Consider the following 15,571-nt stretch of genomic DNA (forward strand, 5'->3'; position numbering starts at 1 on the left):
GCCGCCGGGGCTTACGCGTCGTAGAGGTCGGCCTTCTTCGGCATCGGGTCCTGCACCTGGGAGCTGAGGAATGCCGACCGTGTGCCGAACTTCTCGGTGTCCACGCCATGGTCCGCGAGCACCTTGAGCGCGGCCGAGTGCACCACCCGCAGTACCGGCGTGGCCGCGCGCAGTGCGTCGTCGGCCATGAAGCGGTGCCGCCAGGGCTGGTCGGCCCACGCGTGCCGCAGGCCGAACGGCTCGGGCAGGCCGAGTGAGCCGCCGAGCCAGTTGAGGAGCGGCGGGTACCAGGTCAGCGGGGCGCGTGCGGCGAGTCGTACCACCTCGTCGGCGGTGATCAGCGGCAGCATGATCTTGCGGGTCTCCCAGGGCTTGAGGGTCTTGGCGACCTCCTTGCTCGGGGCTTCCGGCTTGGTGGTGAACAGGGAGTTCACCGGGCCGAGGGCGTGCCCGGTGACCTCGATGCGCAGGGTCTGGTGCAGCACGGTGACCGTGATCAGCATGGTGATGACCAGCTGTCCGTCCCACAGGGTCCACTGCACGCCGAGGTAGTGCCGGTCGCCGCTGCCGAACTGCTGCTTGTTGCAGATGTCCTGTATGGCGTGCGGCTTGACCTGGAAGGCCTCGACGTCGGCGCCCTCGGGGCGGGACACGGCGGTGGCTCCCTCGCCGATGGGTGTGACGATCCAGTGCCGTATGGCCGGCTTGGGGAAGCCGCCGGTGTTCAGCGGGCCGCGTTCCAGCAGGGACAGCTGGTCGTGGATCGCGCGGATCACGTCCCAGCTGCGGAAGGGGTGGATCTCGCGGGTGGGGTCGGCGGACAGCAGGTCTTCGGCGAGCTGCCAGGAGCCCCAGCGGGTGCCCATGCCGAGTATGCCCTTGGGGCCGGCGTAGAAGACCGAGTTGGACTGCTGTTCGGCGCTGAGCCGGGCCAGGGACTGACGCAGTTCCTCGGCCGCGGTCTCGCCGGGGGCGCGGGGTACGGCTTCCGGGACCTTGGCGCCGACGCTGGTCCCGGACAGCAGGCCGTCCCAGCGGGCCCGCAGGTCGTGGGCGGTGCGTTCGCAGATCCGCTTGGCCAGGAACCAGCCCAGTACGGGCACGACGACGGCCGCGCGTGCGTACCAGGCCCAGAAGCCGGTGAACGGCATCTTGATCAGGAAGAGTGCGGCGAGCAGGCCGACGCCGAGGAGCAGCGCCGTGGCGAGGGGTCCGGCTCGTTTGTCGTCGCGTTTGGCGACGAACGTGCGCAGTTGGAAGACGAGCAGCCAGGCGAGGAGTCCGGGCAGGAACAGCAGGCCGCACAGCACGGTGACGGCGGTCAGCCGGTTGTCGCGCTCGCGGCGGATGTTGTTGGCGGCCAGGCAGTGTTCGACGACGAACTGGGGTTCGGAGCCGAAGGACTGGATGAGGGGCTTGCGGCCGGGCGCGAGCATGCGGTCGACGACGGCCCGCGCGTAGGCCTCGCCGAGGTTCGGCCGGAACAGCTTGATCCGGCCGGGCTTGACGGTCGACTGGTGCCATTCGTTGTCGGCCTTTTTGATCTCCTCGATCGGGCTGTCCCGGTACGCCGCGGAGGCCAGTGCGGCCGTCGCCGCCTGACTTCCGTCGCCCGAGACGGGCACCTGGGGTCCGTCCCACTCCGTTCCAAACGACATTCCCGCCCCCATCGCCGCCGGTGTCGCTGTTCCGGCCTTCCCGACTTCCCTGCTCCGCACACCTGTTGGACCGGTCGTGCTGTCGATTCCGGACGACTACCGGACGGTTGCGGCACGACGTGATCAGGTGATCAGCGTATCCGCCGCCACCGACAGGGCGGGGGCGGACGGCCGAAGCCGTCCGCCCCGCGCCGGGTGTCGCGCGGTGAACTAGGCGCTGTCTCCGGACTGTTGCCGGATGCGCTCCGCGACCTGGGGCGGCATCGGTTCGTGCCGGGCGTAGGTCCGGTCGAAGCGGGCGGTGCCGTGCGAGAGGGAGCGGAGGTCGACGGCGTACCGGCCGATCTCGAACTCGGGTACCTCGGCCCGGATCAGGGTCCGTCCGGAGCCCACCTGTTCGGTGCCGAGGACGCGGCCGCGCCGGCTCGACAGGTCGCTCATGACGGTGCCCACGTAGTCGTCGCCGACCAGCACGGTCACCTCGGCGACCGGCTCCAGCAGGTGGATCTTCGCGTCGGCCGCGGCCTCGCGCAGGGCGAGCGCGCCCGCGGTCTGGAAGGCGGCGTCGGAGGAGTCCACCGAGTGTGCCTTGCCGTCCAGCAGTGTGACCCGTACGTCCACGAGCGGATATCCGGCGGCGACGCCCTTGGCGGCCTGTGCGCGCACGCCCTTCTCCACGGACGGGATGAACTGGCGGGGTACGGCGCCGCCGACCACCTTGTCGACGAACTCGATGCCGGAGCCGCCGGGCAGCGGTTCGACCTCGATCTCGCAGATGGCGTACTGGCCGTGTCCGCCGGACTGTTTGACATGGCGGCCGCGGCCGGTGGCCCTGGTCGCGAAGGTCTCGCGGAGGGAGACCTTGTGCGGGACGACGTCGACCTGGACGCCGTAGCGGCTGCGCAGCCGTTCCAGGGCGACGTCCGCGTGTGCCTCGCCGAGGCACCACAGAACGACCTGGTGGGTGTTCTGGTTCTGCTCCAGGCGCATGGTCGGGTCCTCGGCGACCAGCCGGGACAGGCCCTGGGAGAGTTTGTCCTCGTCGGCCTTGCTGTGTGCCTGGATGGCGAGGGGCAGCAGGGGGTCCGGCATCTGCCAGGGCTCCATCAGCAGCGGGTCGTCCTTCGCGGAGAGGGTGTCGCCGGTCTCGGCGCGGCCGAGTTTGGCCACGCAGACCAGGTCGCCGGCGACGGCGTGCGGCACCGGGCGCTGCTGTTTGCCGAAGGGCATGGACAGGGCGCCGACCTTCTCGTCGACGTCGTGGTCCTCGTGCCCGCGGTCGGTGAGGCCGTGCCCGGAGACGTGCACGGTCTGGTCGGGGCGCAGGGTGCCGGAGAAGACCCGGACCAGTGAGATGCGGCCGACGTAGGGGTCGGAGGCGGTCTTGACGACCTCGGCGACCAGCGGACCGCTGATGTCGCACGGCTTCAGCTCGCGCGGCTTGCCGTCGATGGTGGTGACGCCGGGCAGGGGGTGCTCGAACGGTGTCGGGAAGCCGCCGGTGACCAGTTCGAGCAGCTCGACCGTGCCGAGGCCCTGGCGGGCGCCCTCGGCGGCGGGGGCGGCCGCGAGGACGGGGAAGAAGCTGCCGCGTGCGACGGCTCGCTCGAGGTCCTGGACCAGTGTGTCGAGGTCGACCTGTTCGCCGCCGAGGTAGCGGTCCATGAGGGTTTCGTCCTCGCTCTCGGCGATGATCCCCTCGATGAGCCGGTTGCGGGCCTCCTCGATGCCGGGCAGCTCGTCGGCGCCGGGTTCGGACTCCTTGCGTTCGCCGGTCGAGTAGTCGAAGAGCTTCTGGGTCAGCAGTCCGACCAGGCCGGTCACGGGCGCGTGTCCGTCGGGTCCCTCGGGGCCGCGCAGCGGCAGGTACAGCGGGAGCACGGCGTCGGGGTCGTCGCCGCCGAACACCTCCGCGCAGGTGCGGGTCATCTCCTCGAAGTCCGCGCGGGCGGCTTCCAGGTGGGTGATCACGATGGCGCGGGGCATGCCGACGGCCGCGCACTCCTCCCACACCATGCGGGTCGAGCCGTCCACGCCGTCGGAGGCGGAGACGACGAAGAGGGCCGCGTCCGCCGCCCGCAGGCCGGCCCGCAGTTCCCCGACGAAGTCGGCGTAGCCGGGGGTGTCCAGCAGGTTGATCTTGATGCCGTTCCATTCGACCGGCACCAGGGAGAGCTGTACGGAGCGCTGCTGCCGGTGCTCGATGTCGTCGTAGTCCGAGACGGTGCCGCCGTCCTCCACGCGGCCCGCCCGGTTCACCGCCCCCGCGGTCAGCGCGAGGGCCTCCACCAGGGTTGTCTTGCCCGAACCGGAGTGGCCGACCAGCACCACGTTCCGTACCGACGAGGGCTGGTCGGCCGTCAGAGCACTGCCGGCGGCCCCGGGGTGGTGTGTCTGTGTCTTGTCGCCCATGATCCTGCCTCCCGTACACGGTGAGGTCACTGTGGGCGCGGTCGCGCGGGACCCGCGTGCACTGGCGGCTCCGGCGACGCCCGCGGTTATTCGAGCTTTCCACTCCCGTCACGTGGCGTCCATACGAACGACGTCCGCCCACCGTGATCGCGCCACGCGCGCCCGCGCGTGTGCCGGTGCACACCGGCACACGGCACGGCTGCGGGTGCCCGCCCGTCACAGACGCACGCGCGTGGCTACGATGGGCCAGCCGGAGGCCACCAGGGCTACGGCGAGACGACCGTCGGGAAGGCCATGCTGAACAAGTACGCGCGTGCATTCTTCACGCGTGTCCTCACACCGTTCGCCGCGTTTCTCATCCGGAGGGGCGTGAGCCCCGACACGGTGACGCTCATCGGCACGGCCGGAGTCGTCGCGGGCGCGCTGGTCTTCTACCCCCGGGGCGAGTTCTTCTGGGGCACGGTCGTGATCACCCTCTTCGTCTTCTCCGACCTGGTCGACGGCAACATGGCCCGTCAGCTGGGCCGCTCCAGCCGCTGGGGGGCCTTCCTGGACTCCACCCTGGACCGGGTGGCCGACGGCGCGATCTTCGGCGGGTTCGCGCTCTGGTACGCGGGTCAGGGCGACGACAACGCCCTGTGCGCGGTCTCGATCTTCTGTCTGGCCAGCGGCCAGGTGGTGTCCTACACCAAGGCGCGCGGCGAGTCGATCGGGCTGCCGGTCGCCGTCAACGGGCTGGTCGAGCGCGCCGAGCGGCTGGTGATCTCGCTGGTCGCGGCCGGTCTCGCGGGCCTGCACACATTCGGTGTGCCGGGCATCCAGTGGCTGCTGCCGGTCGCCCTGTGGATCGTCGCCGTGGGCAGCCTCGTCACGCTGGTCCAGCGGGTCGTCACCGTCCGCCGCGAGTCCGCCGAGGCGGAGGCGGCAGCGCGGCAGGGCGCCGGAGAGGCCGCGCAGTGAGCGCCGCCGACCGGCTCACCGACGCGCTGTACGGGCTCGGCTGGAGCACCGTCAAGAGGCTTCCCGAGCCCGTGGCGGTCCGTCTCGGCCGCGGCATCGCCGACCTGGCGTGGAAGCGGCGCGGCAAGGGTGTGCGGCGGCTGGAGGCCAACTACGCGCGCGTGGTGCCCGACGCCACGCCCGAACGCCTCGCCGAGCTGTCGCGGGCGGGCATGCGCTCGTACCTGCGCTACTGGATGGAGTCCTTCCGGCTGCCCGCCTGGAGCCCGGAGCGCGTGAAGGCGGGCTTCGACCCGAAGGACCTGCACTATCTGACGGACGGGCTGGCCTCGGGCCGGGGTGTGATCCTGGCGCTGCCCCATCTGGCCAACTGGGACCTGGCCGGTGCCTGGGTCACCACCAAGCTGGAGACGCCGTTCACGACGGTCGCCGAGCGGCTGCGGCCCGAGACGCTGTACGACCGCTTCGTCGCCTACCGGGAGAGCCTCGGCATGGAGGTCCTGCCGCACAGCGGCGGCTCCGCCTTCGGCACGCTGGCCCGGCGGCTGCGCGACGGCGGTCTGGTCTGCCTGGTCGCCGACCGTGATCTGTCCGCCTCGGGTGTGGAGGTCGACTTCTTCAGCGAGAAGGCCCGGATGCCCGCGGGCCCGGCTCTGCTCGCCCAGCAGACCGGCGCGCTGCTGCTGCCGGTCACCCTCTGGTACGACGACTCGCCCGTCCTCCAGGGCCGGGTGCATCCGCCGGTCGAGGTGCCCGAGTCGGGCAGCCGGGCCGAGAAGACGTCTGTCATGACACAGGCGCTGGCCGACGCCTTCGCCTCCGGCATCGCCGACCACCCGGAGGACTGGCACATGCTCCAGCGGCTGTGGCTCGCCGACCTCGACCCCGCGAAGGGACCCTCGTGAGAATCGGGATCGTCTGCCCGTACTCCTGGGACGTGCCCGGTGGCGTCCAGTTCCACATCCGCGACCTCGCCGAGTACTTCATCCGGCTGGGCCACGAGGTCTCCGTGCTCGCCCCGGCCGACGACGACACCCCGCTGCCGCCGTACGTCGTCTCCGCCGGCCGTGCCGTGCCGGTGCCGTACAACGGCTCGGTGGCCCGGCTGAACTTCGGTTTCCTGTCCGCCGCGCGGGTCCGGCGCTGGCTGCACGACGGCGCCTTCGACGTGGTCCACATCCACGAGCCGACCTCGCCCTCGCTGGGGCTGCTGACCTGCTGGGCGGCTTCCGGTCCGATCGTGGCCACCTTCCACACGTCCAACCCGCGCTCGCGGGCCATGATCGCCGCCTATTCGATCCTCCAGGCGGCCCTGGAGAAGATCAGCGCGCGGATAGCGGTCAGCGAGTACGCCCGCCGCACCCTGGTCGAGCACCTGGGCGGGGACGCGGTGGTCATCCCCAACGGCGTCGACGTCGACTTCTTCGCCAAGGCCGAGCCCAGGGCGGAGTGGCAGGGGGACACCATCGGCTTCATCGGCCGTATCGACGAGCCGCGCAAGGGCCTGCCGGTGCTGATGAAGGCGCTGCCGGAGATCCTCGCGGCGCGGCCGGGGGCCCGCCTCCTGGTCGCCGGGCGTGGCGACGAGGAGGCCGCCGTCGAGGAGTTGCCCCGGGAGCTGCGCGCGCGGGTGGAGTTCCTCGGCATGATCAGCGACGAGGACAAGGCCCGTCTGCTGCGCAGTGTCGACCTGTACGTCGCTCCCAACACCGGCGGCGAGAGCTTCGGCATCATCCTCGTCGAGGCGATGTCCGCGGGCGCCCCCGTCCTCGCCTCCGACCTGGACGCCTTCGTGCAGGTCCTGGACCAGGGCGAAGCGGGCGAGGTGTTCCCGGTCGAGGACGCCGACGCGCTCGCCAAGGCGGCCGTACGGCTGCTGGCGGACCCGGAGCGGCGCGCGGCGCTGCGCGAGCGGGGCAGCGCGCACGTACGGCGCTTCGACTGGTCGACGGTCGGCGCGGACATCCTCTCCGTCTACGAGACCGTGACGGCCGGCGCGGCGGCGGTCGCGGCCGACGACCGCCCCCCAGGCCTACGAGCCCGCTTCGGCCTGGCCCGCGACTGACCGCGTCCCGGCCCCGGACCGGCTCCGAGGCGATCGACGGGGCGGGGTCGGTACGTGGATGGAGTGCGGGTGGGCTTCGGCCGTGTGTGAGGGGCGCGGGCCGCGACGGCTTCCGGCTCGGCTTCGGGCAAGCGGCGGGCTGTTGCGGCGTTCCGGCTCGGCTTCGGACAGACGGCGGACTGGCGGACCGTTATGGCTTTCGGGCTGGGCTTCGGGCAAGTGGCGGGCCGTTATAGCTTTCCGGATCGGCTTCGGACATGCGGCGGGCCAATACGGCCTTCGGGCCCGGGCTGGCTCCGGGCCGCGGCCGCTTTCGGGTCGGGTTTGCGGCGGCTCCGGGCCGTGACCGCTTTCGAGTCGAGTCTCCGGATGGCGCTGGGCCGCGGCCGCCTTCGGGACGGGATTCCGGGGTCCCGGCATGACCGGGCGGCGTCGGGCTGACCGGCGGCGGGGGTGGGGCCGGGTGGGCCGATAGCCTTCGGCCGTGACCGCAACCCTCATCTGGATCCTTCTCGCCCTGGTCGCGATCGGCGTGTACCTGAGCTGGACCGCCGGCCGGCTGGACCGGCTGCATGTGCGGATGGACGCCGCGCGCGCGGCGCTCGACGCCCAGCTGCTGCGGCGGGCCTCCGTGACCCAGGAACTGGCGACCTCGGGCGTGCTCGACCCGGCCGCCTCGATCGTGCTGTACGAGGCCGCGCACGGGGCCCGGCAGGCCGAGGAGGAGCAGCGGGAGGTCGCCGAGAGCGAGCTGAGCCAGGCGCTGCGCGCGGTCTTCGCGGACCCGGCGCAGGTGGAGGCCGTACGGGAGGCCCCGGGTGGTGAGGAGGCCGCCCGGGAGCTGGCGGAGGCCGTCCGCAGGGTCCCGATGGCGCGCCGCTTCCACAACGACGCCGTCGGAGCCGCCCGCCGGCTGCGCGAGCACCGCAAGGTCCGCTGGTTCCGGCTGGCCGGGCACGCGCCGTTCCCGCTGGCCTTCGAGATGGACGACGAGCCGCCCGCGGCCCTGGTGGAACGGGTGAGCTGAGCCCGCCGAGCCGAAAAGGATCCACCGGCTCGCCATTGGCCCTTGCTGTGGCCTGCTCCACTCACGTTTCCTCGGGGAAGCAGAAACCTTCTTTTCCCATGAGTGAGGTCACCCGTGTCCACCATCGAGAACCAGGCTCCCGAGACCGGCACCGCGCGCGTGAAGCGTGGCATGGCCGAGCAGCTCAAGGGCGGCGTGATCATGGACGTCGTCACGCCGGAGCAGGCGAAGATCGCCGAGGACGCGGGCGCCGTCGCCGTCATGGCCCTGGAGCGGGTCCCGGCCGACATCCGCAAGGACGGCGGCGTGGCCCGTATGTCCGACCCGGACATGATCGAGGGCATCATCGACGCCGTCTCCATCCCGGTCATGGCCAAGTCCCGCATCGGCCACTTCGTCGAGGCCCAGGTCCTCCAGTCCCTCGGCGTCGACTACATCGACGAGTCCGAGGTCCTCACCCCGGCCGACGAGGTCAACCACTCGGACAAGTGGTCCTTCACCACCCCGTTCGTGTGCGGTGCCACCAACCTGGGCGAGGCCCTGCGCCGCATCGCCGAGGGCGCCGCGATGATCCGCTCCAAGGGCGAGGCCGGCACCGGCAACGTGGTCGAGGCCGTCCGCCACCTGCGTCAGATCAAGGGCGACATCGCCCGCCTGCGCGGCCTGGACAACCACGAGCTGTACGCCGCCGCCAAGGAGCTGCGCGCCCCGTACGAGCTGGTCAAGGAGGTCGCCGAGCTGGGCAAGCTCCCGGTGGTGCTGTTCTCCGCCGGCGGTGTGGCCACCCCGGCCGACGCGGCCCTGATGCGCCAGCTCGGCGCCGAGGGCGTGTTCGTCGGCTCCGGCATCTTCAAGTCCGGCGACCCGGCCAAGCGTGCCGCGGCCATCGTTAAGGCCACCACCTTCTACGACGACCCGAAGATCATCGCGGACGCCTCCCGCAACCTCGGCGAGGCCATGGTCGGCATCAACTGCGACATCCTCCCCGAGTCCGAGCGCTACGCGAACCGCGGCTGGTAAGGCACTGCATCACATGAACACCCCCGTCATAGGCGTCCTGGCCCTCCAGGGCGACGTACGGGAGCACCTCATCGCCCTGGCCGCGGCCGACGCCGTGGCCAGGCCGGTGCGGCGCCCCGAGGAACTCGCCGAGGTCGACGGTCTCGTGCTGCCCGGCGGCGAGTCCACCACCATCTCCAAGCTGGCCGTCCTCTTCGGGCTGATGGAGCCCCTCCGCGCGCGCGTGCGCGGCGGCATGCCCGTCTACGGCACCTGCGCCGGCATGATCATGCTCGCCGACAAGATCCTCGACCCGCGCTCGGGCCAGGAGACCATCGGCGGCATCGACATGATCGTGCGCCGCAACGCCTTCGGCCGCCAGAACGAGTCCTTCGAGGCCGCGCTCGACGTCCGGGGCATCCCGGGCGATCCTGTGGAGGGCGTCTTCATCCGCGCCCCCTGGGTGGAGTCCGTCGGCGCCGGGACCGAGGTGCTCGCCGAGCACGAGGGCCACATCGTCGCCGTCCGCCAGGGCAATGCGCTCGCCACGTCGTTCCATCCGGAACTGACCGGCGACCACCGGGTGCACTCCCTCTTCGTCGACATGGTGCGCGCCAACGGGGCGGCGGAGTCCTTGTAGGATCTCTGGCGTTCGTTATGTAGATGGTTACGCGAAGGAGACAGGCAGATGTCCGGCCACTCTAAATGGGCTACGACGAAGCACAAGAAGGCCGTGATCGACGCCAAGCGCGGCAAGCTCTTCGCGAAGCTGATCAAGAACATCGAGGTCGCGGCGCGCATGGGCGGCGTCGACCTCGACGGTAACCCGACGCTGTACGACGCCGTCCAGAAGGCCAAGAAGCAATCGGTCCCGAACAAGAACATCGACTCCGCGATCAAGCGCGGTGGCGGTCTCGAGGCCGGCGGCGCCGACTACGAGACGATCATGTACGAGGGTTACGGCCCCAACGGTGTCGCGGTGCTCATCGAGTGCCTCACCGACAACCGCAACCGCGCCGCCTCCGACGTCCGTGTCGCCATGACCCGCAACGGCGGCTCCATGGCCGACCCGGGCTCCGTGTCGTACATGTTCAGCCGCAAGGGGGTCGTCATCGTCCCCAAGGGTGAGCTGACCGAGGACGACGTGCTCGGCGCCGTCCTGGACGCCGGTGCCGAGGAGGTCAACGACCTCGGCGAGACCTTCGAGGTCATCAGCGAGGCCTCCGACCTGGTCGCGGTCCGCACCGCCCTCCAGGAGGCCGGCATCGACTACGACTCCGCCGACTCCAGCTTCGTGCCGTCCGTCCAGGTCGAACTGGACGAGGAGGGCGCGAAGAAGATCTTCAAGCTGATCGACGCGCTCGAGGACAGCGACGACGTGCAGAACGTCTTCGCGAACTTCGACGTGAGCGACGAGATCATGGCGAAGGTCGACGCGTAACGCGTACGGCTGGCTGACCGGGCCGACGGGACACCCCCCGTCGGCCCGTCGCGTTCCCGGCGTCGGTGCGGGGCGTTGTCAGTGGCACCCGATAGCCTGCACAAACAGATGATCGAGCCGGCAGAGGGAGGGGCGCGGTGCGTGTTCTGGGGGTGGACCCCGGCCTGACGCGATGTGGCGTCGGTGTCGTCGAGGGGGTCGCGGGGCGCCCGCTCACCATGATCGGTGTCGGGGTCGTACGCACCCCGGTGGACGCCGACCTCAGCCACCGGCTGCTCGCCGTCGAGCGGGGCCTCGAGGAGTGGCTGGACGAGCACCGGCCCGAGTTCGTCGCGGTGGAGCGTGTCTTCAGCCAGCACAACGTCCGCACCGTCATGGGCACCGCCCAGGCCAGCGCCGTCGCCATGCTGTGCGCCGCCCGGCGCGGCATCCCCGTCGCCCTGCACACCCCCAGCGAGGTCAAGGCCGCCGTGACCGGCACCGGCCGTGCCGACAAGGCGCAGGTCGGCGCCATGGTCACCCGGCTGCTGCGGCTCGCCGCACCCCCCAAGCCCGCCGACGCCGCCGACGCCCTCGCCCTCGCCATCTGCCACATCTGGCGCGCCCCCGCGCAGAACCGGCTCCAGCAGGCCGTCGCCCGGCAGCAGATCCACGCAACGAAAGGCCGTACGGCATGATCGCCTTCGTCAGCGGCACGGTCGCCGCGCTCGCCCCCGACGCCGCGGTCGTCGAGGTCGGCGGGGTCGGCATGGCCGTCCAGTGCACGCCCAACACGCTGTCCACGCTCCGTCTCGGCCAGCCCGCCAAGCTGCACACCTCCCTGGTCGTGCGCGAGGACTCCCTCACCCTGTACGGCTTCGCCGACGACGACGAGCGCCAGGTCTTCGAGCTGCTCCAGACCGCGAGCGGGGTCGGCCCGCGCCTCGCCCAGGCGATGCTCGCCGTGCACACCCCGGACGCGCTGCGCCGGGCCGTCGCCACCGCCGACGAGAAGGCGCTCACCGCCGTCCCCGGCATCGGCAAGAAGGGCGCCCAGAAGCTGCTGCTGGAGCTGAAGGACCGCCTCGGCGAGCCCGTCGGCCCCCCCGCGGTCGGCGCCCCGGTCAGCCAGGGCTGGCGCGACCAGCTGCACGCGGCCCTGATCGGCCTCGGCTACGCCACCCGCGAGGCCGACGAGGCCGTGACCGCCGTGGCCCCCCAGGCGGAGGCGGCCGGCGGCACCCCGCAGGTGGGGCAGCTGCTCAAGGCGGCCCTCCAGACCCTGAACCGCGCCCGCTGACCCGACGACCATCGAGGCACATCACATGAACTGGGACGACACGGCCGACCCCGCCGCCGCCGAGCGGCTCGTCGGCGCGTCCGCCGACCGGGAGGACCAGGCCGTCGAGGCCGCGCTGCGCCCGAAGGACCTCGGCGAGTTCATCGGCCAGGAGAAGGTCCGCGAACAGCTCGATCTCGTCCTGCGGGCCGCACGCGCGCGCGGCGCCACCGCCGACCACGTACTCCTGTCCGGCGCGCCCGGTCTCGGCAAGACCACCCTGTCGATGATCATCGCGGCCGAGATGGGCGCCCCCATCCGGATCACCTCCGGCCCCGCCATCCAGCACGCCGGCGACCTCGCCGCGATCCTCTCCTCCCTCCAGGAGGGCGAGGTCCTCTTCCTCGACGAGATCCACCGCATGTCCCGGCCCGCCGAGGAGATGCTGTACATGGCGATGGAGGACTTCCGCGTCGACGTCATCGTCGGCAAGGGCCCCGGCGCCACCGCGATCCCGCTGGAGCTGCCCCCCTTCACCCTGGTGGGCGCCACCACGCGCGCGGGTCTGCTGCCGCCCCCGCTGCGCGACCGCTTCGGCTTCACCGCGCACATGGAGTTCTACGAGCCGCGCGAGCTGGAGCGGGTCGTGCACCGCTCGGCGCACCTGCTGGACGTCGGGATCGAGCCGGACGGCGCCGCCGAGATCGCCGGCCGCTCCCGGGGCACGCCCCGTATCGCCAACCGTCTGCTGCGCCGCGTCCGCGACTACGCGCAGGTCAAGGCGGACGGCCTGATCACCCGGGAGATCGCGGCCGCGGCGCTCGCCGTGTACGAGGTCGACGCGCGCGGCCTGGACCGGCTCGACCGTGCCGTCCTGGAGGCGCTGCTGAAGCTGTTCGGCGGCGGCCCGGTCGGCCTGTCCACGCTCGCGGTCGCGGTGGGGGAGGAGCGCGAGACCGTGGAAGAGGTGGCCGAACCGTTCCTGGTCCGGGAGGGTCTGCTGGCCCGCACACCGCGCGGCCGGGTCGCCACCCCGGCGGCCTGGGAGCACCTGGGCCTGACCCCGCCCAGGTCGTCGGTGGGGGGCAGCGGACAGCAGGATCTGTTCGGGACGTGACGGGCCGGCGGCGGCGAGGGCATTGGCCCACGCAGGAACCCAGGTGCCATGCTGAGCGTTGTTCCATGCACGCGGACTCGCTTAGACTCCGCCGATGCCGCTCTTGCGGGCGGCGCCGACCACACCCCCATCAATAGGCCGCTCACACGCGCGGTCGCGCGAAGGAAATTCCGTCCCGTGAATGCCTTTACCCTTCTCCCGTTCATCGTGCTCATCGCGGCCATGTTCCTGATGACGCGCTCGGCCAAGAAGAAGCAGCAGCAGGCTGCCCAGATGCGGAACGAGATGCAGCCCGGCTCCGGTGTCCGCACGATCGGGGGGATCTACGCGACGGTCAAGGAGGTCAACGAGGAGACCGTCCTCCTCGACGCCGGCCCCGGGGTCGAGCTCCTCTTCGCCAAGAACGCGATCGGCGCCGTCCTCTCCGACGACGAGTACAACCGCATCGTCCACGGCATCGAGCACGACCTGAAGTCCGACGCCGACATCGTCCCCGACGACGCCTCCTCCCTCACCGAGACCGACGAGACCGACGGATCTGCCGCCGCTGCCGCCGCCTCCGACGACAAGATCGACCTCGGTAAGAAGGACGCCGACGCCGCCGAGGACGGCACCGACGCGGCCGAGGCCGCCGAGGCCAAGGCGGAGGACGAGCCGAAGAAGACCGACGGCGACTCCGACGCGAAGTAGTCATGCCCCGGTGGTGCGCAAGGCGGCATAATCACGCCCCGCGCACCACCGGGCGCGTCTGTTCCCGTAGGGGAGCCCGACACCATGTCATGGCCGACCGCGCCGACCGGGCGCGAGCGGCCCGAGAGGGAGTACGAGAAGGTGGCAGCACCTAAGAGGGGCCGGAGCGCGAGCGCCCAGAGCAAGCCAGGGCGCTTGCTGGCCCTCATCCTGATCGCCATCGTGGCGCTCACCGGAGGGATGTTCGCCTCCGGGCACAAAACTCCGCGTCTCGGCATCGACCTCGCCGGTGGTACGAGCATCACGCTCAAGGCGAAGGCCGACCAGGGGTCCGCGATCAACAAGGCCAACATGGACACCGCGGTCGACATCATGAACCGGCGTGTCAACGGCCTGGGCGTCTCCGAGGCGGAGGTGCAGACCCAGGGGACCGACAACATCATCGTCAACATCCCCAAGGGCACCAACTCCAAGGAAGCCCAGCAGCAGGTGGGCACCACCGCCAAGCTGTACTTCCGCCCGGTCCTGGCCAGCGAGCCCAGCGGTACGGCCGCGCCGAGCCCCTCGCCGAGCACCTCCTCCAGCGGCGGCTCCAAGCCGAGCACCAGCCCGAGCCCCTCCGCGAGCGCCTCCGGGCAGCAGAAGGCATCCTCGTCCTCCTCCGCGTCCCCCTCGGCGTCGGCGACCTCCCAGGGCCGCGCCGTCACGGACGCGCTGAAGGCCGGCTCCACCCCCTCGCCGAGCGCCTCCGCGAGCGGCAGCGGCAAGCCGTCCGCCAGCCCGTCGGCCAGCCCCTCTGCGTCCGCCTCCGGCACCTCGGGCACCGCCGCGCTCCAGGCCCAGTACACGGCCCTGAACTGCGCCAAGCCCGCCGAGCGTGCCAACGCCGGCAAGAAGGCCAAGCCCGGTGAGCCCACCGTGGCCTGCGGCGAGATCAACAAGGTCTGGTACAAGTACCTGCTCGGCCCGGTCGCCGTGGACGGCACCGAGGTGAAGAAGGCGCAGGCCGTCTTCGACACCCAGGGCGCCTCCGGCTGGCAGGTCCAGATGAACTTCAACTCCAGCGGTTCGAAGAAGTTCGCGGACATCACCGACAAGCTGTCCAAGAACCAGCAGCCGCAGAACGAGTTCGCCATCGTCCTCGACGGTGACGTCGTCTCCAGCCCGTACGTCCAGCAGGCCATCACCGGCGGCCAGGCGGAGATCTCCGGCAGCTTCACGCAGACCGAGGCGCAGAGCCTCGCGAACATGCTGTCGTACGGCGCCCTGCCGCTCTCCTTCCAGGAGCAGTCCGTCACCACCGTGACCGCCGCGCTGGGCGGTGAGCAGCTGCACGCCGGTCTGCTGGCCGGCGCCATCGGCCTCGCCCTGGTCGTGATCTACCTGGTGGTCTACTACCGCGGTCTGTCGCTGGTCGCCATGGCCTCCCTGCTGGTCTCCGCGATCCTCACCTACGTGATCATGTCGCTGCTCGGCCCGGCCATCGGCTTCGCGCTGAACCTGCCGGCCGTCTGCGGTGCCATCGTCGCCATCGGTATCACCGCGGACTCGTTCATCGTGTACTTCGAACGCATCCGGGACGAGATCCGCGAGGGCCGCTCCCTGCGCCCCGCCGTCGAGCGGGCCTGGCCGCGCGCCCGGCGCACCATCCTGGTCTCCGACTTCGTGTCCTTCCTCGCCGCCGCCGTGCTGTTCGTCGTGACCGTCGGCAAGGTCCAGGGCTTCGCGTTCACGCTCGGCCTGACCACCGTGCTCGACGTGGTCGTCGTCTTCCTCTTCACCAAGCCGCTCATGACCCTCCTCGCCCGCCGCAAGTTCTTCGCGGACGGCCACAAGTGGTCCGGACTCGACCCGAAGAGCCTGGGCGCCAAGGCCCCGCTGCGCCGCACCCGCCGTCCCGCCGGTCCCGCCACCGGCTCTGCCGACCCGAAGGAGGCGTGAGCG

At 71.3% G+C, this 15,571-nt stretch carries 14 protein-coding genes; 12 read left to right on the top strand and 2 right to left on the bottom strand.

Going from position 1 to position 15,571, the window contains the following annotated elements; all coding sequences use genetic code 11:
• Positions 1–11 precede the first annotated feature (11 nt).
• Both ACWCV9_RS09015 and ACWCV9_RS09020 read right to left on the bottom strand, forming a co-directional pair.
• Positions 12–1,658: a hypothetical protein gene (locus ACWCV9_RS09015; RefSeq protein ID WP_450785053.1), complete on the bottom strand. Its 1,647-nt coding sequence runs from the start codon at positions 1,656–1,658 to the stop codon at positions 12–14.
• Between the two features lie 210 nt (positions 1,659–1,868).
• A complete protein-coding gene (locus ACWCV9_RS09020; protein ID WP_450785055.1) occupies positions 1,869–4,070 on the bottom strand; it encodes an elongation factor G-like protein EF-G2 in 2,202 nt (733 codons plus the stop codon).
• 294 nt (positions 4,071–4,364) lie between these two features.
• Here ACWCV9_RS09020 and pgsA point away from each other — a divergent pair, with 294 nt between their 5' ends.
• The 12 genes from pgsA to secD all read left to right on the top strand — a co-directional run bounded on the left by pgsA (position 4,365) and on the right by secD (position 15,568).
• On the top strand, positions 4,365–5,030 hold the full coding sequence (gene pgsA, locus ACWCV9_RS09025; RefSeq protein ID WP_385844405.1) for a phosphatidylinositol phosphate synthase: 666 nt from the start codon (positions 4,365–4,367) through the stop codon (positions 5,028–5,030).
• On the top strand, positions 5,027–5,935 hold the full coding sequence (locus tag ACWCV9_RS09030; RefSeq protein WP_450785057.1) for a phosphatidylinositol mannoside acyltransferase: 909 nt from the start codon (positions 5,027–5,029) through the stop codon (positions 5,933–5,935). Before pgsA ends, ACWCV9_RS09030 begins: the two co-directional genes overlap by 4 nt.
• Positions 5,932–7,095 carry a glycosyltransferase family 4 protein gene (locus ACWCV9_RS09035; protein WP_450785059.1) on the top strand — a complete coding sequence of 388 codons (1,164 nt, stop codon included), beginning with the start codon at positions 5,932–5,934 and terminating at the stop codon, positions 7,093–7,095. Before ACWCV9_RS09030 ends, ACWCV9_RS09035 begins: the two co-directional genes overlap by 4 nt.
• Before the next feature lie 484 nt (positions 7,096–7,579).
• Positions 7,580–8,122 carry a hypothetical protein gene (locus tag ACWCV9_RS09040; protein ID WP_450785061.1) on the top strand — a complete coding sequence of 181 codons (543 nt, stop codon included), beginning with the start codon at positions 7,580–7,582 and terminating at the stop codon, positions 8,120–8,122.
• A 114-nt stretch (positions 8,123–8,236) separates the two neighbouring features.
• Positions 8,237–9,142 carry a pyridoxal 5'-phosphate synthase lyase subunit PdxS gene (gene pdxS / locus ACWCV9_RS09045; RefSeq protein ID WP_360744865.1) on the top strand — a complete coding sequence of 302 codons (906 nt, stop codon included), beginning with the start codon at positions 8,237–8,239 and terminating at the stop codon, positions 9,140–9,142.
• A gap of 13 nt (positions 9,143–9,155) precedes the next feature.
• Complete coding sequence (pdxT, locus tag ACWCV9_RS09050; protein ID WP_450785063.1) at positions 9,156–9,761, top strand: pyridoxal 5'-phosphate synthase glutaminase subunit PdxT; 606 nt, start codon at positions 9,156–9,158, stop codon at positions 9,759–9,761.
• Positions 9,762–9,809: 48 nt separating this feature from the next.
• The gene (locus ACWCV9_RS09055; RefSeq protein WP_385844398.1) at positions 9,810–10,562 is read left to right on the top strand and encodes a YebC/PmpR family DNA-binding transcriptional regulator; all 753 of its coding nucleotides are present in this window, start codon (positions 9,810–9,812) and stop codon (positions 10,560–10,562) included.
• A gap of 137 nt (positions 10,563–10,699) precedes the next feature.
• Positions 10,700–11,239, top strand: coding sequence for a crossover junction endodeoxyribonuclease RuvC (ruvC, locus tag ACWCV9_RS09060; RefSeq protein WP_450785065.1), 540 nt, complete (start codon positions 10,700–10,702; stop codon positions 11,237–11,239).
• Positions 11,236–11,841, top strand: coding sequence for a Holliday junction branch migration protein RuvA (gene ruvA / locus ACWCV9_RS09065; RefSeq protein ID WP_450785067.1), 606 nt, complete (start codon positions 11,236–11,238; stop codon positions 11,839–11,841). The genes ruvC and ruvA overlap by 4 nt, the downstream gene beginning before the upstream one ends.
• 25 nt (positions 11,842–11,866) lie before the next feature.
• Positions 11,867–12,937 (top strand): Holliday junction branch migration DNA helicase RuvB, encoded by a 1,071-nt coding sequence (gene ruvB / locus ACWCV9_RS09070; RefSeq protein ID WP_450785069.1) that lies wholly within the window; start codon positions 11,867–11,869, stop codon positions 12,935–12,937.
• A 177-nt stretch (positions 12,938–13,114) separates the two neighbouring features.
• The gene (yajC, locus tag ACWCV9_RS09075) at positions 13,115–13,627 is read left to right on the top strand and encodes a preprotein translocase subunit YajC (RefSeq protein ID WP_450785071.1); all 513 of its coding nucleotides are present in this window, start codon (positions 13,115–13,117) and stop codon (positions 13,625–13,627) included.
• Positions 13,628–13,768: 141 nt separating this feature from the next.
• Positions 13,769–15,568, top strand: coding sequence for a protein translocase subunit SecD (secD, locus tag ACWCV9_RS09080; RefSeq protein WP_450785244.1), 1,800 nt, complete (start codon positions 13,769–13,771; stop codon positions 15,566–15,568).
• The last annotated feature ends 3 nt before the right edge of the window (positions 15,569–15,571 follow it).

The sequence above is a fragment of the Streptomyces sp. NPDC001606 genome (assembly GCF_053596835.1).